General features: G+C 66.3%; 16 protein-coding genes. 15 read left to right on the forward strand and 1 reads right to left on the reverse strand.

Going from position 1 to position 20,735, the window contains the following annotated elements:
• The first annotated feature begins 310 nt into the window (after window positions 1-310).
• Window positions 311-2,386 (forward strand): molybdopterin oxidoreductase family protein, encoded by a 2,076-nt coding sequence (locus G3N94_RS22650; RefSeq protein WP_205794799.1) that lies wholly within the window; start codon window positions 311-313, stop codon window positions 2,384-2,386.
• Between the two features lie 136 nt (window positions 2,387-2,522).
• Window positions 2,523-4,196 carry a long-chain fatty acid--CoA ligase gene (locus G3N94_RS22655; RefSeq protein WP_205794800.1) on the forward strand — a complete coding sequence of 558 codons (1,674 nt, stop codon included), beginning with the start codon at window positions 2,523-2,525 and terminating at the stop codon, window positions 4,194-4,196.
• A gap of 125 nt (window positions 4,197-4,321) precedes the next feature.
• Here G3N94_RS22655 and G3N94_RS22660 read toward each other — a convergent pair whose 3' ends face one another.
• Window positions 4,322-5,479 carry a porin gene (locus G3N94_RS22660; RefSeq protein WP_205794801.1) on the reverse strand — a complete coding sequence of 386 codons (1,158 nt, stop codon included), beginning with the start codon at window positions 5,477-5,479 and terminating at the stop codon, window positions 4,322-4,324.
• Between the two features lie 279 nt (window positions 5,480-5,758).
• On the opposite strand from G3N94_RS22660, the gene coq7 reads away from it, so the two are divergent.
• From coq7 to G3N94_RS22725, 13 genes are all read left to right on the forward strand, one after another.
• On the forward strand, window positions 5,759-6,385 hold the full coding sequence (gene coq7, locus G3N94_RS22665) for a 2-polyprenyl-3-methyl-6-methoxy-1,4-benzoquinone monooxygenase (RefSeq protein ID WP_205794802.1): 627 nt from the start codon (window positions 5,759-5,761) through the stop codon (window positions 6,383-6,385).
• A 387-nt stretch (window positions 6,386-6,772) separates the two neighbouring features.
• Window positions 6,773-7,201 (forward strand): division/cell wall cluster transcriptional repressor MraZ, encoded by a 429-nt coding sequence (gene mraZ, locus G3N94_RS22670; protein WP_006400450.1) that lies wholly within the window; start codon window positions 6,773-6,775, stop codon window positions 7,199-7,201.
• Window positions 7,202-7,224: 23 nt separating this feature from the next.
• Window positions 7,225-8,166 carry a 16S rRNA (cytosine(1402)-N(4))-methyltransferase RsmH gene (rsmH, locus tag G3N94_RS22675; RefSeq protein WP_205794824.1) on the forward strand — a complete coding sequence of 314 codons (942 nt, stop codon included), beginning with the start codon at window positions 7,225-7,227 and terminating at the stop codon, window positions 8,164-8,166.
• Window positions 8,163-8,507: a cell division protein FtsL gene (ftsL, locus tag G3N94_RS22680; protein WP_205794803.1), complete on the forward strand. Its 345-nt coding sequence runs from the start codon at window positions 8,163-8,165 to the stop codon at window positions 8,505-8,507. Before rsmH ends, ftsL begins: the two co-directional genes overlap by 4 nt.
• Complete coding sequence (locus tag G3N94_RS22685) at window positions 8,504-10,351, forward strand: penicillin-binding protein 2 (RefSeq protein WP_205794804.1); 1,848 nt, start codon at window positions 8,504-8,506, stop codon at window positions 10,349-10,351. The genes ftsL and G3N94_RS22685 overlap by 4 nt, the downstream gene beginning before the upstream one ends.
• Window positions 10,348-11,883, forward strand: a complete 1,536-nt coding sequence (locus G3N94_RS22690; protein WP_205794805.1) for a UDP-N-acetylmuramoyl-L-alanyl-D-glutamate--2,6-diaminopimelate ligase — start codon at window positions 10,348-10,350, stop codon at window positions 11,881-11,883. The genes G3N94_RS22685 and G3N94_RS22690 overlap by 4 nt, the downstream gene beginning before the upstream one ends.
• Window positions 11,880-13,286 carry a UDP-N-acetylmuramoyl-tripeptide--D-alanyl-D-alanine ligase gene (murF, locus tag G3N94_RS22695; protein WP_205794806.1) on the forward strand — a complete coding sequence of 469 codons (1,407 nt, stop codon included), beginning with the start codon at window positions 11,880-11,882 and terminating at the stop codon, window positions 13,284-13,286. Before G3N94_RS22690 ends, murF begins: the two co-directional genes overlap by 4 nt.
• 16 nt (window positions 13,287-13,302) lie before the next feature.
• The gene (gene mraY / locus G3N94_RS22700; RefSeq protein ID WP_205794807.1) at window positions 13,303-14,472 is read left to right on the forward strand and encodes a phospho-N-acetylmuramoyl-pentapeptide-transferase; all 1,170 of its coding nucleotides are present in this window, start codon (window positions 13,303-13,305) and stop codon (window positions 14,470-14,472) included.
• A 28-nt stretch (window positions 14,473-14,500) separates the two neighbouring features.
• The gene (gene murD / locus G3N94_RS22705) at window positions 14,501-16,012 is read left to right on the forward strand and encodes a UDP-N-acetylmuramoyl-L-alanine--D-glutamate ligase (protein ID WP_205794825.1); all 1,512 of its coding nucleotides are present in this window, start codon (window positions 14,501-14,503) and stop codon (window positions 16,010-16,012) included.
• The gene (gene ftsW, locus G3N94_RS22710) at window positions 16,009-17,292 is read left to right on the forward strand and encodes a putative lipid II flippase FtsW (protein ID WP_205794808.1); all 1,284 of its coding nucleotides are present in this window, start codon (window positions 16,009-16,011) and stop codon (window positions 17,290-17,292) included. The genes murD and ftsW overlap by 4 nt, the downstream gene beginning before the upstream one ends.
• Window positions 17,289-18,392, forward strand: coding sequence for an undecaprenyldiphospho-muramoylpentapeptide beta-N-acetylglucosaminyltransferase (murG, locus tag G3N94_RS22715; protein WP_205794809.1), 1,104 nt, complete (start codon window positions 17,289-17,291; stop codon window positions 18,390-18,392). The genes ftsW and murG overlap by 4 nt, the downstream gene beginning before the upstream one ends.
• The gene (murC, locus tag G3N94_RS22720; protein WP_205794810.1) at window positions 18,389-19,786 is read left to right on the forward strand and encodes a UDP-N-acetylmuramate--L-alanine ligase; all 1,398 of its coding nucleotides are present in this window, start codon (window positions 18,389-18,391) and stop codon (window positions 19,784-19,786) included. Before murG ends, murC begins: the two co-directional genes overlap by 4 nt.
• A gap of 1 nt (window position 19,787) precedes the next feature.
• On the forward strand, window positions 19,788-20,729 hold the full coding sequence (locus G3N94_RS22725) for a D-alanine--D-alanine ligase (RefSeq protein WP_205794811.1): 942 nt from the start codon (window positions 19,788-19,790) through the stop codon (window positions 20,727-20,729).
• Window positions 20,730-20,735: the final 6 nt, after the last annotated feature.

A 20,735-nucleotide genomic window follows, 5' to 3' on the forward strand; every position in this document is an offset into this window, starting at 1 on the left:
CATCCCGAACAGGACCGTGAAACGACTCTACGCCGATGATAGTGCGGATTCCCGTGTGAAAGTAGGTAATCGTCAGGCTCCCCTAAGCCAGAAACCCCCGCCCGAAAGGCGGGGGTTTTTGCATTGGGGCGGCGAAAATACGTGAGGCCACCCATGCGATACCGTCCCGGCGTCCAGCCATCAATCCCCCGCGCACCAGCCTCGCCTCTCCTGCAAAAGCGCAAAGCGACACCGAGTCACAAAATAGACACTTCGCGCCGCGTCTCCGCCGTAAAATCCCCAATCTTCCCCAATATCTGCGTCTACAACGATGAACGCCCCCACACAGGTTGCCCGGGCCGTATGCCCTCATGACTGTCCGGATACGTGCGCGATGCGCGTGACTGTCGAGAACGGCAGGGCGATCAAGGTTGCCGGCGATCCCGATCATCCGCCGACTCAGGGCGTGTTGTGCACGAAGGTCAGCCGCTATGCCGACCGGGTCCATCATCCCGAACGCCTGACCGTCCCGCTCAAACGCGTCGGGCCGAAGGGCGAAGGGCGTTTCGCGCCGATCAGCTGGAGCGAGGCATTCGACGAAATCGGCCGACGCCTCGGTGAAATCGCAGCGCGTGCACCGGAAGCGATTTTGCCGTACAGCTATGCGGGCACGATGGGGCTCGTGCAGGGCGAGGGCATTGCCCAACGTTTCTTCCACAAGCTCGGCGCGTCCCGACTCGAGCGGACGATTTGCGCCGCAGCGGGCGCAGCGGGATTGCGCTACACGTATGGCGGAAGTCTCGGGATGCACCTCGAATTCTTCGAGGAGAGCGAGCTGATCCTGATCTGGGGCGCGAATCCGATCGCATCGAGCCTCCATTTCTGGACGCGTGCCCAGGAGGCAAAGCGACGCGGCGCGTATCTCGTCGCGATCGATCCGTATCGCTCGCTGACGGCGGAGAAATGCCACCAGCACATTGCGCTGCGTCCCGGAACTGACGGCGCGTTTGCGCTCGGCATGATGCACGTGCTGATTACCGAGAACCTGCTCGATCGTGACTACATCGACAGCCATACGCTCGGATTCGACGCGTTGAAGACGCGCGCGATGTCCTATCCACCTGAGCGCGTTGCGCAGATCTGCGGCATCGACGCATCGGAATTGGTCGATCTCGCGCGCCGCTACGGCAAGACCCGCAAGGCTTCGATCCGGCTCAACTACGGCATGCAGCGCGTGCGCGGCGGTGGCAACGCAGTGCGCGCGATCGCCAGCCTGCCTGCGCTGACGGGCGCATGGCGGGATCGCGCCGGTGGATTGCTGTTGTCTTCGTCCGAATGGGCGCCGGTGAACCAGGCCGCGCTGCTGCGCCCGGACCTGATGCCGGGCTGGCCGAACCGGCTGCCGCGCGTCATCAACATGAACGCGATCGGCGATGCGCTGCTGCATCCGGGCGATCCGACGTTCGGGCCGAAAGTCGAGGCGGTGATCGTCTACAACTCGAATCCGGTCGCGGTTGCGCCGGATTCGTCGAAGGTGGCGGCCGGGTTCGCGCGTGAGGACCTGTTCACCGTCGTTCTCGAGCATTTCAAGACAGATACCGTCGATTTCGCCGACATTGTGTTGCCGGCGACTACGCAGCTCGAACATCTCGACGTCCACAAATCCTATGGCCACACCTACGTGATGGCAAACCTGCCGTCGATTCCGCCGGTAGGCGACGCGCGGCCGAATACCGAAATCTTCAGGGGTATCGCGCGCAGCATGGGGCTCGACGAGCCCGCGCTCCATCAAAGCGACGAGGAGGTCGCGCGTGCGGCGCTTCGCTGGGACGATCCATCGCTCCGCAGCGACTGGGAAACGCTGAAGCAGGCAGGATGGATGAAGCTCAAGCTGCCCGACGCGCCGTTTGCCGACGGTGGCTTCCGGACGCCGTCCGGCAAATGCGAGTTCTACAGCGCGCGGCTCGCGGAGATGGGGATGGATCCTGTTCCGGACTATCTGCCGCCGTTCGAGTCGGCCGAGGCCGCACCCGAACTCGCCGAGCGCTACCCGCTCGCGATGATCTCGCCGCCGGCCCGCAATTTCCTCAACAGCACGTTCGTAAACGTCGATAGCCTGCGCAACACGGAAGGCCAGCCGCATCTCGACATGCACCCGGCCGACGCCGCCGAGCGAGGCATCTCGGACGGCGATCTCGTGCGCATCTTCAACGATCGCGGCTCGATGCAGGCGCGCGCGCGCGTTACCGACCGCGCCCGCGCCGGACTCGTGGTCGGCTTGTCGATCTGGTGGAAAAAACTGTCACCAGACGGCCGAAACGCAAACGAAGTGACGAGCCAGGCGCTCAGCGATCTCGGGAATTCGGCGACGTTCTATGACTGTCTGGTCGACGTAGCCCGAATTTGACGAAAGTTCGGTGCAACAGCCGCTCGGGTCCGACGGAAGTTCGAATGGGGTGTCTAACCCTGTTGTCTGAAGTCGAGCGAGCCGCTACGATGCGTTTTAGCACGATCATTCGAAAATCAGTGAGGAGACGCGCAGCATGGACAAGATTTGGCTGAAATCGTACCCGACCGGCGTTCCAGCCGAAATTGACGCGTCTCCGTATCCTTCCGTTGCCGACCTCCTCGACGAGAGTTTCAAGACGTACCGTGACCGGACGGCGTTCGTCTGCATGGGCAAGGCGATTACATATGGCGAGCTGGACGCGCTGTCGCGCCAGTTCGGCGCATGGCTGCAAGCGCGCGGGCTGGCGCGCGGCGCCCGCGTCGCGATCATGATGCCGAACGTGCTGCAGTATCCCGTCGCGATTGCCGCGGTGCTGCGCGCAGGCTATACGGTCGTCAACGTCAACCCGCTCTACACGCCGCGCGAGCTCGAGCACCAGCTCAAGGACAGTGGCGCCGAAGCGATCGTCATCCTGGAGAATTTCGCGTCGACGCTGCAGGCCGTCATCGCGAATACGGCCGTCAAGCATGTGGTCGTCGCGTCGATGGGCGACCTGTTGGGCCTCAAGGGCTGGCTCGTCAACTACGTCGTGCGCAACGTCAAGAAGATGGTGCCGGCGTGGCAGCTCCCGTCGTTCACGCGATTCAAGGCCGCGCTGTCGGAAGGCGCACGGCAGACGTTCAAGCCGCAGAAGCTGGGGCCGAACGACGTAGCGTTCCTGCAGTACACGGGGGGCACGACCGGCGTCGCGAAGGGGGCGACGCTGCTGCACCGGAACATCGTCTCGAACGTGCTGCAGGCTGAAGCCTGGCATCACCCCGCGCACGAGAAATTTCCGGACGTGAAACAGTTCGTGACCGTGGTCGCACTGCCGCTCTACCACGTGTTCGCGCTGACCTGCTGCGGTTTCCTGACGCTGCGCACCGGTGGCATGGGGATCCTGATTCCGAATCCGCGCGACATCGGTGGGATGATCAAGGAGCTGAAGGGTTACCCGATCTCGACGATTCCCGCCGTCAACACGCTTTACAACGCGCTGCTGAACCACCCGGATTTCGGCCAGCTCGATCTGTCGAAGCTCGCGGTCGCCAACGGCGGCGGCATGGCGATCCAGGAGAACGTCGCGAAGCGCTGGTACGAACAGACCCGTACGGCGATCGTCGAGGGCTACGGCCTGTCGGAGACGTCGCCCGTCGCCACCTGCAACCCGGTGACGGCTACCGAATACAGCGGAACGATCGGGCTGCCGCTGCCATCGACCGAAATCGCGATCCGCGACGACGCCGGCAACGACGTCCCGCTCGGCGAGCCTGGCGAGATCTGTATCCGCGGGCCGCAAGTGATGGCCGGCTACTGGAATCGCCCGGATGAAACGGCCAAGGTCATGTGTCCGGACGGCTTCTTCAAGACGGGCGACGTCGGCGTGATGGACGCACGCGGCTACGTGAAGATCGTCGACCGGAAGAAGGACATGATCCTCGTGTCGGGCTTCAACGTGTATCCGAACGAGGTCGAGGACGTGGTGGCGTCGCATCCGGGCGTCTTCGAAGTCGCGGCGGTCGGCGTGCCGGACGAGCACTCGGGCGAAGCGGTGAAGCTGTTCGTCGTGAAGAAGGATCCGGCGCTCACCGACAAGGACATTCTCGCGTACTGCAAGGAGCGCCTCACCGGATACAAGCGGCCGAAGTTCGTCGAGTTCCGCACCGAATTGCCGAAGACGAACGTCGGCAAGATCCTGCGACGCGAACTGCGCGACGGACGCGCATGACGACCTGACCGAACGGAAAGGAAAGGCCCGGCGCTTGCCGGGTTTTTTATTGGCTTCGACGCACCCGAAAAGAAAAAGGCGCCCGAAGGCGCCTTCAATGTACTGCGGCTTGTCACGCAAGCTGATTAGAACTTGTGACGGATGCCGACGCGAGCCGCCACCTGGTTGCTGGTGGTCGACGGGTCGAGGCCGTTGATCGATGCGGTCGCCTGAACGACCTGGCCTTCCGCGTTGAGCGCATTGCCCGAAGCGTGCTGGTACACGCCGATTACGTAGACGTCGGTACGCTTCGACAGGAAGTAGTCGACGCCCATCGAGCCCTGGTGGTACTTCGCCGCCGAGTTGCCGTCGATCTTGCTGCCCTGCGTGTAGTCGTACGCAGCGCCCAGGATCAGCGCCGGGGTCAGCTGATACTTGAAGTTGATTTCGCCGTTGTTGAACGTCGCGGTCTGGCCGACGAACGGGCCGACGCTGAAGCTCTTGAACTTCGTGTTCGAGTACGTCGCGCCGATCGTCGCTGCGCCGAACGTGTATGCGCCGCCCGCGCCGATGACCTGGTACGTGTTCGCGCTGTTCGCGTACGCGCCATAGACCGGCGACGTGACAGCGGTCGCCGCAGCCGACGCGCCGGTGTTGAACATGCCGCCGAAGTTCGCCGGCGTGCGTGCATTCAGGTAGCCGACACCGAGGACCAGCGGGCCGTTGTTGTAACCCGCGCCGAGCGACCAGACCTGGTTCTTCGCAAACTGGCCGGCCTGTCCGCCGAAGCTGTACATGCCGCCGAACGAGAAGCCGTTGTAGGTCGGGCTCGTGTACTTGACCGCGTTGTTCACGCGGTATGCGTTGTTGAAGTTGTCGAGGTCGCCCGGGTGAGCGGCGATGTAGCCACCCCACTGGTCGCCTGCCTCGAGCGGGCCGACGAAGTCCACGACGGAGTCGTACTGACGACCCAGCGTGACCGTACCGTATTGGCTCGACAGTCCGACGTAAGCCTGACGGCCGAACATCAGGCCGCCTTGGCCGAGCTTGCCGGAGTTCACGTCAAAGCCGTTCTCGAGCACGAAGATCGCCTTCAGGCCCGCACCGAGATCCTCGGTACCGCGCAAGCCAAAGCGGCTACCTTGCAGAACGCCGCTGGACAGGCCGTACAGGTGGCCGCCCTTCGCATTGTTGTTGAAGATGAGGCCTTCATCGATGATGCCGTAAAGCGTCACGCTGCTTTGCGCATGGGCTGCGCCAGCGAACGCGCCCAGCGCGACGAGCGCGAGAAGCGACTTTTTCATTAACGGATCTCCAAGATTCACTGAATTTTTTGTCGCGGGGCAAATTGTTATGTTCTGTCGACGATCCCCGCTTCAACTTCTCAAGAAGTCGGACGTAATGTAGCGCATGGATTTTTTGCTACAAAGCGAAACGCCGCGCCCCACGGCCCGCATGTTTCCTTTATGCAACAATGGTTAAAATCACGGGTTAACCGCAATTTCCGCTGAAGAATCAAGTCGGTTACGCAGTGGATACGTGCGTTCGCGGAGCGCGAAAGCACACGCAGCCAGGAGAACAGGATGGTGTTGGATGAACTGATCAGCGAATTCGATCGCGGCCTTCGGTCGCTGTCGGGAGTGAACCGGATGAGCCGCCCGGTGCCTGCGCCGGCCGAGCCGCCGACCGCCGAGCTGACGCCGGCGGAGCGCACGCACGCCGCGGGGCTGATGCGCGTGAATCACGTCGGCGAGATCTGTGCGCAGGCGCTTTACCAGGCGCAGAAGCTGACGGCGCGCACGCCGGCGATCAAGACGATGTTCGAGGAGGCCGCGCGCGAAGAGGAGGACCATCTCGCATGGACCGCGCACCGGCTCAAGGAGCTCGATTCGCGTCCGAGCCTGCTGAACCCGCTGTGGTATGCGGGGGCGCTCGCGATCGGCGTCGCGGCCGGTACGCTGGGCGACAAGGTCAGCCTCGGCTTCATGGCCGAGACGGAACGCCAGGTCGAAAGCCATCTGGACGGACACCTGTCGGAGCTGCCGGCAACCGATACGGCGTCGCGCGCGATCGTCGAGCAGATGCGTGTCGACGAGGTGAAGCACGGCAAGGCCGCGACCGACGCGGGCGGCATGGAACTGCCGCTGCCCGCGCGGATGCTGATGCGCGCAGCGTCGAAAGTCATGACGAGCACTGCGTACTATCTGTGACGACATCCACGGGGCGGCGACGTGTGCCGCCCCGTGCCCGAGCCTGCTGATTCCGCCCGCTTTTTCCGCGTTTTCCCGCCCCCGAAAGCCCCGTCCGCACGCCGATCTGGCCCGTCTTGCTCACGTATCACCTTCACAAGTTGCACTAGCTCATTCATTTATAACGGTTTTTGAAATATTGGGGTGCATGAGCATGTGCGCGTAAGTCCTTGTTCTAACTAACAAAATTCGTTAAAAAACCGGGCCGCTCCCTTGACCGTGTCACACCCTTCCTCTAAAGTGGGAGACAGTGTGAGAAAGTGTATTTTTGTGTGATTTGGCAGGCTATTCCGGCTAAATTCTCAGCATTGGGCGGGTACTTCGTTACCCTGAACGGGAGAGCGGAAAGTGTTCCAAGGGGCGTCGGCGCTGACGCTCGATGCGAAAGGGCGTATGTCGGTGCCGGCTCGCTATCGCGAAGCGCTGCAAGGACAGGCAGAAGGACGGGTGACTGTGACCAAGCACCCGGACGGCTGCCTGTTGCTGTTTCCGCGCCCCGAATGGGAGGTTTTCCGCGCCAAGATCGCTGCGCTGCCGATGGACGCGCACTGGTGGCGGCGGATTTTTCTCGGCAATGCGATGGATGTCGATCTCGACAGCGCAGGCCGGATTCTCGTATCGCCCGAGCTGCGCATGGCGGCCGGGCTCGAAAAGGAAGTCATGTTGTTGGGAATGGGTAGTCACTTCGAACTGTGGGATTCGCAGACGTACATCGCGAAGGAGCAGGCAGCGATGGCGCAGGGCATGCCCGACGCGCTGAAGAATTTCACGTTCTGATTGCGGTGACGGAGAAGCCCGTGATGGGAAACGAATTGCAGCATCGGACGGTGTTGTTGGACGAAGCAGTCGATGCGCTCGTGACGCGGCCGGACGGTATCTACGTCGACGGCACGTTCGGGCGGGGCGGCCACAGCCGCGCGGTGCTCGCGCGGCTAGGCGCCGGCGGCCGACTGATCGCGTTCGACAAGGATCCGCGTGCGATCGAGACGGCGCAGGGCATCGAGGATGCGCGCTTCTCGATCGTGCATGACAGCTTTGCGTCGATGCGGGATGCGCTGACGGCGCGCGGCATCGACAAGGTGTCGGGTGTGTTGCTGGACCTGGGCGTGTCCTCGCCGCAGGTGGACGATCCGCAGCGAGGCTTCAGCTTCCGCGCGGACGGCCCGCTGGACATGAGGATGGACCCGACGCGCGGCGAGTCGGCGGCCGAGTGGCTGGCGCGGGCGTCGCTGCAGGAACTGACGGAGGTGATACGGGATTATGGGGAAGAACGGTTTGCTTTTCAGATTGCAAAGGCGCTTGTTGCTCGCCGGGCAGAGTCCGACCGTCTTGGGCCTCTCGACACCACGGGCGAGCTTGCCCAAATCGTGGGTAACGTCGTCAAAACCCGTGAGAAGGGCAAGGATCCGGCAACCCGCACCTTTCAGGCTATACGGATTCACGTCAATCAAGAGCTTGCGGACCTGCAAGTCGTACTAGACGCGGCTTTGTCGTCGTTGGAGCAAGGGGGGCGGCTGGTGGTCATCAGCTTTCATTCACTCGAGGACCGGATCGTCAAGCGATTCATGCAGGCGCACGCCAGTGCGCCCGCGGTCGATCGTCGCCTGCCGATCCGCGCCGTCGATCTCCCGAGCCCCCCGCTCAAGGTGATTGGTCGTAAATTCCCGAGCGACGCGGAAGTGGCGGCGAATCCGCGTGCCCGGTCGGCGGTGATGCGCATTGCGGAGCGCGTCGCGCCATGAGCCGCTTCAATATCTTCCTGCTGATCATCGTGATGGGCTGTGCGCTGTCGGTCGTGAATTCGTCCAACCAGCAGCGCCAGATCTTCATCCAGCTGCAGCGCGCGCAATCGCAGGAGCATCAGCTCCAGCAGGACTACGCGCAGCTTCAGTATCAGCAGAGCGCGCTGTCGAAAACATCGCGCATCGAGCAGCTCGCGAACGATTCGCTGAAGATGCTGCCGGTCACGACCGGCCGTACGCAATACCTGACGCTGCAGCCGGGCGCCGCGAATGCGATCGACGCGCCGATTCCCGCATCGGCCCCCACCACCTCGGGCAAGGGCAAGGGAGGCGCGCGATGAAGCCGTCCCATAAGCGCCAGAACGTGAAGTTCTCGTCGAGCCCCGTGCTGTCGGTGCATCTGCCGATGTGGCGCTCGAAGTTCGTCGTGTTCTTGCTGTTCATGGCGTTCGTCGCGCTGGCCGCGCGGGCGTTCTGGATCCAGGGGCCCGGCAACGCGTTCTATCAGAAGCAGGGCGAAAGCCGCTACCAGCGCACGATCGAGCTGCCGGCGACGCGCGGCAAGATTCTCGACCGTAACGGGCTCGTGCTCGCGACGAGCCTGCCCGTGCGCGCGATCTGGGCGATTCCCGACGCGGTGCCGGACGACCTCGGCGCGGACAAGCTCGACCAGCTCGGCAAGCTGCTCGGGATGACGCAGAAGGAACTGCGCGCGAAGCTGTCGGAAGACAAGGGTTTCGTCTACGTCAAGCGCCAGGTGCCGATCGATATCGCCGACAAGGTCGCGGCGCTCGACATCCCTGGCGTCTACCAGCGCAACGAATACAAGCGCTTCTATCCGGAAGGCGAGATCACCGCGCACCTGATCGGCTTCACGAACGTCGAGGACGAGGGCCAGGAAGGGGTCGAGCTGGGCGACCAGAAGATGCTGTCCGGCACGTCCGGCGTGCGCCGCGTGATCAAGGACCGCATGGGGCACATCATCGAGGACGTCGCCGAACAGCTGCCGCCGCACAACGGCACGGACGTCGACCTGTCGATCGACAGCAAGATCCAGTACATCGCGTACGCGAACCTGAAGGCTGCGGTCGAGAAGTTCAAGGCGAAGGCTGGCGCGGCGATGGTCGTCGACGTGCGCACCGGCGAGGTGCTCGCGCTGGTCAACTATCCGACGTACAACCCGAACGACCGTTCGCACCTGACGGGCGAGCAACTGCGCAACCGGATCCTGACTGACGTGTTCGAGCCGGGCTCGATCATGAAGCCGTTTACGGTGTCGCTCGCGCTCGACCTGCATCGCGTGACGCCGAGCACGCTCGTCGAGACCGGCAACGGCCATTTCGTGCTGGACGGCGCGCCGATCACCGACGACTCGGGCTTCGGCACGCTGACGGTCGGCGGCGTGATCCAGAAATCGAGCAACATCGGCGCGACGAAGATCGCGATGACGATGAAGCCCGAGGAAATGTGGAATATGTATACGAGCATCGGCCTCGGCCAGCCGCCGAAGGTCGGCTTCCCGGGGGCGGCGGCGGGCCGCCTGCGGCCGTGGAAGAGCTGGCGCCGGATCGAGCAGGCGACGATGTCGTACGGCTATGGCCTGTCGGTGTCGCTGTTCCAGCTCGCGCGCGCGTACACCGCGATCGCGCACGACGGCGAAATGATGCCCGTGTCGATCTTCAAGACCGACCCGACGCAGCCGATCGCGGGCCAGCAGATCTTCGCGCCGGCCACTGCGCGCGAAGTGCGCGCGATGCTCGAAACGGTGGTCGCGCCGGGCGGCACGTCGCCGGATGCCGCCGTGCCCGGCTATCGCGTGGGCGGCAAGAGCGGCACCGCATACAAGCACGAAGGCCACGGCTATACGCGCAAGTACCGCGCGTCGTTCGTCGGGATGGCGCCGATGCCGAATCCGCGCATCGTGGTCGCCGTGTCGGTCGACGAACCGACGGCCGGCAGCCACTTCGGCGGTCAGGTGTCGGGCCCCGTATTCTCGGCGATCGCCGGCGATACGATGCGCGCACTGAACGTGCCCCCGAACATGCCGATCAAGCAACTCGTCGTGTCCGACGACGCGGCGTCCGCGCCCGCGGCGACCGGCCCGCAAAAGCTGGCCGCAGGGGCCGGCGCGAAGCATATGATCGTGTCCAGCACGACACGCAATTCACCTGGAGTCATTCGATGAGCGCCGCTCGCAGTTCACATCCGGCGCACCAGCAGATCGCAGCCGCGCTTGCGTGGCTGCGTCAGCATGTAGCCCCCGCGGCGCAACTGTATGCCGACACGCGCTGCCTCAACGCAGGCGACGTGTTCCTCGCGTATGCGGTCGACGGGGCCGACAGCCGCGCCTTCATTCCCGATGCGCTCGCGCGCGGCGCCGCCGTGCTGTATCAGCCGGACGGCCTTGCCGCTGCGCCTGACGCGCCGCTCGCGTTGGCCGTGCCGGCGCTGAACGAGCTCGCCGGCGACATCGCCAGCGGCTGGTATGGCGATCCGAGCGACAGCTTGCTCGTGGCCGGCGTCACCGGTACGAACGGCAAGACGTCGTGCACGCAGTGGATCGCCGCCGCGCTGACTGCGCTGCATCAGCGGTGCGCGGTGATCGGCACGCTCGGCAGCGGAATGCCGGGCCAGCTCGTGCCGACCGGCTTCACGACGCCCGACGCGCCGCAACTGCAGCGCAGCCTCGCGCAGCTGCGCGGCGCTGGTGCGAAGGCGGTGGCGATGGAGGTATCGTCGCACGCGCTGCATCAGGGGCGCGCGAACGGCACGGCGTTCGACATCGCCGTATTCACGAATCTCACCCAGGATCACCTCGACTATCACGGCACGTTCGACGCGTACGAAGAGGCGAAGGCGAAACTGTTCGCATGGCGCGGGCTGCGCGCCGCGGTCGTCAATCGTGACGACGCGGCCGGCCGCCGACTGCTCGAGAACCTGTCCGGGCGCGTGCGCACGATCGCGTACGGCATCGGTGACTCGGCGGAGACGGGCGCGGATCGCGACCTGACGGCGCTCGACGTTCGCGCTACCGCGACGGGCACCGCATTCCGCCTGCACTCGTCGTGGGGCGACGCGGACGTCGAGGTCGGCACGCTCGGCACGTTCAACGTGAGCAACCTGCTCGCGGTGCTCGGCACGCTGCTCGCGGCCGACGTGCCGTTCGCCGCGGCACTGGCCGAGATCGCGCGGCTCGAGTCGGTCAACGGCCGGATGCAGCGTCTCGGCGGCCGCCTGCAGAACGACGAGCCGCTCGTCGTGATCGACTATGCGCACACGCCCGACGCGCTCGAGAAGACGCTCGACGCGCTGCGCCCGATCGCGACCGCGCGCGGCGGCGCGCTCGTCTGCATGTTCGGCTGCGGTGGCGATCGCGACGCGACGAAGCGCCCGCTGATGGGGGCGATCGCCGAGCGGCTCGCCGACGAGGTCGTCGTCACGAGCGACAACCCGCGCAGCGAGGATCCGCAACGCATCATCGACCAGATCGTCGCCGGCATGACCGCGCCGGCGAAGGCCCGCCGTATCGAGGATCGCGCGAGCGCGATCCTGCAGGCGGTGCGCGGCGCGGCGCGCGAGGACGTCGTCGTGCTGGCCGGCAAGGGGCACGAAGCGACGCAGGAAATCATGGGCAAGAAGCGCACGTTCTCCGACCAGGATCACGCGCGGCTCGCGCTCGCGGCGCGCGCGACGCACGCCAAGGGAGGCGGTGAATGACGATGCTGAGTCTGGGCGAAGCCGCCCGCCTGATTTCCGGTGCGACCGTGCACGGCGATGCGGGCGCGACGTTCGAGCGCGTGTCGACCGACAGCCGCACGGCTGGCCCCGGCGACCTGTTCATTGCGCTGAAAGGGGAGCGCTTCGACGCGCACGATTTTCTCGGCGACGTGGCCGCGCGTGGCGTGGCCGCGGCGCTCGTGTCGCGCAGCGTGGCCGGCGTCGATCTGCCGACGCTCGAGGCAGCCGACACACGCACGGCGCTCGGTGCGCTGGCACACGGCTGGCGCCAACGATTTGCGTTGCCGCTCGTTGCGGTGACAGGCAGCAACGGCAAGACGACCGTCAAGGAAATGATCGCGTCGATTTTCGCCGCAGCGGTCGGCGCCGACGCGCGCCTCGCGACGGCGGGCAACCTCAACAACGACATCGGTCTGCCGCTGACGCTGCTGCGCCTGAATGCCGCGCACCGGCTCGCCGTGATCGAGCTCGGGATGAATCATCCGGGCGAGACCGAGCTCCTCGCGCGCGTCACCGCTCCGACGGTCGCGCTCGTCAACAACGCGCAGCGCGAGCATCAGGAATTCATGGCGACGGTCGAAGCGGTCGCGCTCGAGCACGCCGCCGTGATCCACGCGCTGGCGCCGGACGGCGTCGCGGTGTTCCCGGCCGACGACGCATACGCGGGCATCTGGCGTGTTGCAGCGACCGGGAACCGGATCATGGACTTCGCGCTCAATGATGCGCAACGGCAGACCGACGCGCAGGTGACGGGCCGGCTGCACGGCGGCGAGCTCGCGATCGACACGCCGGCCGGACCGGTCGCGGTGCGACTGCGTGCGCTCGGCGAGCACAACGCACGCAACGCGCTGGCGGCCGCGGCCGCAGCGCTGGCCGCCGGTGTCGCACTGCCGGCGATCAAGGCGGGGCTCGAAGCGTTCGAGCCGGTCAAGGGCCGTCTGCAGGTCCGGCAGGCGAGTGTCGGCAGCCTCGCAGGCGCGACGGTCGTCGACGACACCTACAACGCGAACCCCGACTCGATGCGCGCGGCGATCGACGTGCTCGCCGCGCAGCCGGCGCCGCGTGTGCTGGTGATCGGCGACATGGGCGAGGTCGGTGACGAAGGTCCGGCGTTCCACCGCGAGGTGGGCGCCTACGCGCGCGAGCGCGGCATCGATGCGCTGTTCGCGCTCGGCGATGCGTCGCGCGATGCGTGTGTCGCGTACGGCGCGGCCGCGCGTCATTTCGGTGACGTCGCGGCGCTGGTTGCCGCGTTGCTCGACGCAGGCTACGGCGCGGGCGCGACGGTGCTCGTGAAGGGCTCGCGGTACATGAAGATGGAGCGCGTGGTCGACGCGCTCGCGAATCAACCCGCGGCGGGCACGGCGCCCGCTGCACACTGAGTAGAAGGAAGGAAGCATGCTGCTGGCGCTGGCGCAATGGCTGCAGGGCGACGCAAGCTTTTTGCGCTTGTTCACGTACCTCACGTTCCGGGCGGTGATGGCCACCATCACCGCGCTCGGGATCGGGCTCGTGTGCGGACCGTGGGTGATCCGCAAGCTGACGCAAATGAAGGTCGGGCAGGCCGTGCGCAAGGACGGCCCGCAGACCCACCTCGTCAAATCCGGCACGCCGACGATGGGCGGCGTGCTGATCCTGATCGGCATCGCGGTCGCGACGCTGCTGTGGGGTGATCTGACGAACCGTTTCATCTGGATCGTGATGCTCGTCACGTTCGGGTTCGGCGTGATCGGCTGGGTCGACGACTACCGGAAGGTCGTCTACAAGGATCCGCGCGGGATGTCGTCGCGCGAGAAGTATTTCTGGCAGTCGGTGATCGGCTTGTTTGCCGCCGTCTACCTCGCGTTCAGCGTGTCCGAGGCGAGCAACGTGCGCGTGTTCGACCTGTTCATGGCGTGGGTGAGGAGCGGCCTGTCGATGGGGCTGCCCGCGCGCGCGGACCTGATGCTGCCGTTCCTGAAGTCGATCAGCTATCCGCTCGGCGTATGGGGCTTCATTGTGCTGACCTACTTCGTGATCGTCGGCGCGAGCAACGCGGTGAACCTGACCGACGGCCTCGACGGCCTCGTGATCATGCCGGTCGTGCTGGTCGGCGGGTCGCTCGGCGTGTTCGCGTACGTGATGGGCAGCGCGGTCTATTCGAAATACCTGCTGTTCCCGCACATCCCGGGCGCGGGCGAACTGCTGATCTTCTGTTCCGCGATGGGCGGGGCGGGGCTCGCGTTCCTCTGGTACAACACGCACCCCGCGCAGGTGTTCATGGGCGACGTCGGCGCGCTGGCGCTCGGCGGCGCGCTCGGCACGGTCGCGGTGATCGTGCGCCAGGAAATCGTGCTGTTCATCATGGGCGGCATCTTCGTCGCGGAAACGCTGTCGGTGATGCTGCAGGTTTCGTGGTTCAAGTACACGAAAAAGCGTTACGGCGAAGGGCGACGCCTGCTCAAGATGGCGCCGCTGCATCACCATTTCGAATTGTCCGGCTGGAAGGAAACGCAGGTGGTGGTGCGTTTCTGGATCATCACGCTGATGCTGTGCCTGTTCGGTCTGACCACCCTCAAATTGCGGTAAAGGAAAGGTAACAAGGATGTCTGGCGAGATGTTTGGAGATCGGCAACGGCCGATGGTGCTCGTGCTGGGACTCGGCGAATCGGGTCTCGCGATCGCGCGGTGGTGCGCGAGGCACGGGTGCCGGCTGCGCATTGCCGATACCCGCGAGGCGCCGCCGAACCTTGCCGCGCTGCAGGCCGAAGGCATCGATGCGGAGTTCGTCGGCGGGCCGTTCACGCGTGCGCTGCTCGACGGCGGCGTCGAGATCGTCGGGCTGAGCCCCGGCCTGTCGCCGCTCGAGCCGGCGCTCGCGGCGCTGATCGCGGCAGCCAGCGAGCGCGGCATCGCGGTGTGGGGCGAACTGGAATTCTTCGCGCAGGCGCTGCGCGCGCTCGGCACGAGCGGCTACCAGCCGAAGGTGCTCGCGATCACGGGCACGAACGGCAAGACCACGACGACGAGCCTCACGGGCCTGCTGTGCGAACGCGCGGGCAAGAAGGTCGGCGTCGCGGGCAACATCAGCCCGGCGATGCTGGACCGGCTCGCCGGCGCGATCGACGCCACCGCGCTGCCGGATGTCTGGGTGCTCGAACTGTCGAGCTTCCAGCTCGAGACCGCGCGCACTTTCGCGCCGGACGCGGCCGCGATCCTCAACATCACGCAGGATCACCTCGACTGGCACGGCAGCTTCGACGCCTATGCGGCCGCAAAGGGCCGGATCTTCGGCGCAACGACGACGCGCGTGTTGAACCGCGACGACGCAGCGGTGATGAAATTCGCCCGGGCCGCGGGCGCGGCCGATGCGCCGCGCACGGTCACGTTCGGGCTGAACGAGCCCGTGCATGAAGGCGATTACGGGCTGTCGCGCGACAACGGGATCGCGTGGCTCGTCGAAGCGATCGATCGCGACGCCGTCGACGAACCGGCGACGGGCCGCCGCCGCAAGCGCGACACCACGCATACGCCGGACATCGCGCAGAAGCGCCTGATGCCGGCCGACGCACTGCGCATCCGCGGCCTGCACAACGCTGCGAACGCGCTGGCCGCGTTCGCGCTCGCACGCGCGATCGACCTGCCGGCCGCGCCGCTGCTGCACGCGCTGCGCGAATACCGCGGCGAAGCGCATCGCGTCGAGCTGATCGCAACGCTCGACGATGTCGATTACGTCGATGACAGCAAGGGCACGAACGTCGGCGCGACGGTCGCCGCGCTCGACGGGCTCGCGCAGAAGATCGTGCTGATCGCCGGCGGCGACGGCAAGGGCCAGGATTTCGCGCCGCTCGTCGCGCCGGTTGCCCGCTGGTGCCGTGCGGTGATGCTGATCGGTCGCGATGCGCCGGCAATTCGCGACACGCTCGCGGAAACGGGTGTGCCGCTTGCCGACCACGCGACGCTCGAGGAAGCGGTGCGTGCGGCTGCCGAGCTTGCGGAGCCCGGCGATGCGGTGCTGCTGTCGCCCGCTTGCGCGAGCATGGACATGTTCCGGAACTACGCCCATCGCGCAGACGTGTTCCGCGCGGCCGTGGACGAAATCGCCATCGACAAAGGAGCGACGCCATGAGCTGGTCCGATCGCCTCGTCTCCCGTTTCAACGACCGGCGCGATGCCGGCGGCAATGCCGCGGGCGGCCGCGTCGCGTCGGCCACGCGCGCCGCGACGGGCGGCCTCGCGAGCGTCGTCAACGGCGTGCGGCCGAGCCGCTCGCGGATGCTCGACTTCGACTACTCGCTGCTGTGGGTCGCGATCGCGTTGCTCGGGCTTGGCGTCGTGATGGTGTACTCGGCGTCGATCGCGATGCCCGATTCGCCGAAATACGCGTCGTATCACGATTACGCGTTCCTGCTGCGCCACTGCGTGTCGCTCGTCGTCGCGTTCATCGCGGCGGTGATCGCGTTCCGCGTGCCGGTGTCGACGTGGGACAAGTACGCGCCGCATCTCTTCCTGATCGCACTCGTCGGCCTCGTGATCGTGCTGATCCCGCACGTCGGCAAGGGCGTGAACGGCGCGCGCCGCTGGATTCCGCTCGGCATCTCGAACATGCAGCCGTCGGAAATCATGAAGCTCGCGGTGACGATCTACGCGGCGAACTACACGGTGCGCAAGCAGGAGTACATGCAGAGCTTCGCGAAGGGCTTCCTGCCGATGGCGTTCGCGGTCGGCCTTGTCGGCGCACTGCTGCTGCTCGAGCCGGACATGGGCGCGTTCATGGTGGTCGCCGCGATCGCGATGGGCGTGCTGTTCCTCGGCGGCGTGAACGGCAAGCTGTTCGGCGGCCTCGTCGCAACGGCGGTCGGCACCTTCACGATGCTGGTCTGGCTGTCGCCGTGGCGTCGCGAGCGGATCTTCGCGTACCTCGATCCGTGGGACGAGCGCTACGCGCAGGGCAAGGCATACCAGCTCACGCACTCGCTGATCGCGTTCGGCCGCGGCGAGTGGTTCGGCGTCGGCCTGGGCGGCAGCGTCGAGAAGCTGAACTACCTGCCCGAAGCGCATACCGATTTCATCCTCGCGGTGATCGGCGAGGAACTCGGTTTCGTCGGCGTGATGGTCGTGATCCTGCTGTTCTACTGGATCGTGCGCCGCGCGTTCGAGATCGGCCGTCAGGCGCTCGCGCTCGACCGCACGTTCGCGGGGCTGACCGCGAAGGGCATCGGCATCTGGTTCGGCGCGCAGACGTTCATCAACATGGGCGTGAACCTCGGCCTGCTGCCGACCAAGGGCCTGACGCTGCCGCTCGTGAGCTATGGCGGCTCCGGCATTTTGCTGAACTGCGTCGCGCTCGCGGTGCTGCTGCGGGTCGATTACGAGAACCGGGTGCTGATGCGCGGAGGGAAGGTATGACCGCGGCACGACGCACACTGATGGTGATGGCAGGCGGCACCGGGGGCCACGTGTTCCCGGGGCTCGCGGTCGCGCACCGGATGGAGGCGGCGGGCTGGCGCGTCGTGTGGCTCGGCAATCCGGCCGGGATGGAGGCGACGCTCGTGCCGAAGCACGGGATTCCGATGGAATACGTGCGCTTCGGCGGCGTGCGCGGCAAGGGCCTGAAGACCAAGCTGTCGCTGCCGTTCAACCTGCTGCGCGCGTGCTGGCAGAGCCTCGGCGCGCTGCGCCGGGTCAAGCCCGACGTCGTGCTCGGGATGGGCGGCTATATCACGTTCCCGGCGGGCGTGATGACCGCGCTGTCGGGCCGGCCGCTCGTGCTGCACGAACAGAATTCGATCGCGGGCCTCGCGAACAAGGTGCTCGCGAAGCTCGCAAAGCGCGTGCTCGTCGCGTTCCCGAACGCACTGCCGCACGCCGAATGGACGGGCAACCCGATCCGCGCGGAACTTGCGCGCACGGAGCCACCCAAAGCACGCTATGCGGCGCGCAGCGGCCCGCTGAACGTGCTGGTCGTCGGCGGCAGCCTCGGCGCGGCCGCGCTGAACGAAGTCGTGCCGCGCGCGCTTGCGATGCTGGCGCCGGGCGAGCGTCCGCGCATCGTGCATCAGGCCGGCGCGAAGCATATCGACGTGCTGAAGGCGAACTATGAGGCGGCCGGTCTCGCGTACGGCAGCGACGTGCAGCTCGTGCCGTTCATCGACGACATGGCGGCCGCGTATGCGGCGGCGGATCTCGTGATCTGCCGCTCGGGCGCGATGACGGTATCGGAGATCGCGGCGGTGGGCGTGGCGGCGCTGTTCGTGCCGTTCCCGTACGCCGTCGACGATCACCAGACGACCAATGCCGCGTTCCTCGCCGAGGCGGGAGCAGCGGTGCTGGTGCAACAACGCGACCTGTCGGCCGACCTGCTCGCCGACTGGCTGCGCAGCCAGTCGCGGGCGTCGCTCGCGGACATGGCCGAGCGTTCGCGCTCGCTGGCAAAGCCGGACGCTACTGATGTCGTCGCGCGGGTCTGCGCGAAGGTGGCCGGCGCGAACCTGGAAATACTGCAATGAAACACATCGTCAAACACATTCATTTCGTCGGGATCGGCGGCGCCGGCATGAGCGGCATCGCGGAAGTGCTCGTCAATCTCGGTTACCAGGTCAGCGGGTCGGACCTGTCGCGCAACGCGGTGACGGATCGCCTCGAAGCGCTCGGTGCGCGGATCGCGATCGGCCATGACGCGGCGAACATCGAGGGCGCGAACGCGGTCGTCGTGTCGACGGCCGTGCGATCGGACAACCCGGAAGTGCTGGCCGCGCGCGCGAAGCGCGTGCCGATCGTGCAGCGCGCGGTGATGCTCGCCGAGCTGATGCGCCTGAAGCAGGGCATCGCGATCGCCGGCACGCACGGCAAGACCACGACGACGAGCCTCGTCGCGAGCGTGCTCGCGGCGGGCGGGCTCGACCCGACCTTCGTGATCGGCGGGCGCCTGATCAGTGCCGGCGCGAACGCGCGGCTCGGCACCGGCGACTTCATCGTTGCCGAGGCCGACGAGTCGGATGCGTCGTTCCTGAACCTGTATCCGGTGATCGAAGTCATCACGAACATCGATGCCGATCACATGGACACCTACGGCCACGACTTCGCGCGGCTCAAGCAGGCGTTCATCGAATTCACGCAGCGGCTGCCGTTCTACGGCAGCGCGGTCGTGTGCGTCGACGATCCGAACGTGCGGCAGATCATCCCGTTCATCTCGAAGCCGGTGGTGCGCTACGGGCTCTCCCCGGATGCGCAGGTGCGCGCGGAAAACATCGACGCGCGCGACGGCCGGATGCACTTCACGGTGATCCGCGACGGGCGCGAGCCGCTGCCCGTCGTGCTGAACCTGCCGGGCCTGCACAACGTGCAGAACGCGCTCGCGGCGATCGCGATCGCGACGGATCTCGGCGTGGCGGACGACGCGATCCAGCAGGCGCTCGCGGAATTCAACGGCGTCGGCCGGCGCTTCCAGCGCTACGGCGAGGTGCCGAGCGCGGACGGCGGCCACTACACGCTGATCGACGACTACGGCCATCACCCGGTCGAGATGGCGGCGACGGTCGCGGCCGCGCGCGGCGCGTTTCCGGGCCGCCGCCTCGTGCTGGCGTTCCAGCCGCACCGCTACACGCGCACGCGCGACTGCTTCGACGATTTCGTCAACGTGCTGTCGACGGTCGATGCGCTGGTGCTGACGGAAGTCTACGCAGCCGGCGAGGCGGCGATCACGACCGCCAACGGCGACGCGCTGTCGCGCGCGCTGCGCACGGCGGGCAAGGTGGAACCGGTGTTCGTCGCGACGGTCGACGAGGTGCCGGATGCATTGGCGAAGGTCGCGCAGAACGGCGACGTGGTGATCACGATGGGCGCGGGTTCGATCGGCGGCGTGCCGGCGAAGATCGTGCAGAACACGCAACAGAAGGGATGACATGAGCGGGATCGATCCGAAACGTTTCGGCAAGGTGGCGGTGTTGTTCGGCGGCGAATCCGCCGAGCGCGAGGTGTCGCTCACCTCGGGCCGCCTCGTGCTGCAGGGCCTGCGCGACGCGGGCGTCGACGCGCATCCGTTCGACCCGGCCGAGCGGCCGCTCGCGGCGCTGAAGGACGAAGGGTTCGAGCGCGCGTTCATCGCGCTGCACGGCGGCTATGGCGAGAACGGCCAGATCCAGGGCGCGCTCGATTTCTACGGGATCCGCTACACGGGCAGCGGCGTGCTGGGCTCGGCGCTCGGCCTCGACAAGTTCCGCACGAAGCTCGTGTGGCAGCAGACGGGCGTGCCGACGCCGCCGTTCGAGACGGTGCTGCGTGGCGACGACTTTGCCGCGCGCGCGCCGGAGATCGTCGCGAAGCTCGGCCTGCCGCTGTTCGTGAAGCCGGCGAGCGAGGGCTCGAGCGTTGCGGTGCTGAAGGTGAAGACGGCCGACGCGCTGCCGGCCGCGCTCGCGGAAGCGGCGACGCACGACAGGATCGTGATCGTCGAGAAGAGCATCGAGGGCGGCGGCGAGTACACCGCGTGTATCGCCGGCGATCTCGACCTGCCGGTGATCAAGATCGTGCCGGCCGGTGAGTTCTACGACTATCACGCGAAGTACATCGCCGACGATACGCAGTACCTGATCCCGTGCGGGCTGCCGGCCGACAAGGAAACGGAGCTGAAGCGCCTCGCGCGCCGCGCGTTCGACGTGCTCGGCTGCACCGACTGGGGCCGCGCGGATTTCATGCTCGACGCCGCGGGCGACGCGTACTTCCTGGAAGTGAACACCGCGCCGGGCATGACCGATCACTCGCTGCCGCCGAAGGCCGCGCGTGCGGTCGGCATCAGCTATTCGGAGCTGGTCGTGAAGATTCTGTCGCTCACGCTCAACGACTGACGCAGG

Source organism: Burkholderia sp. Ac-20353, assembly GCF_017104785.1.
GTDB lineage: Bacteria > Pseudomonadota > Gammaproteobacteria > Burkholderiales > Burkholderiaceae > Burkholderia.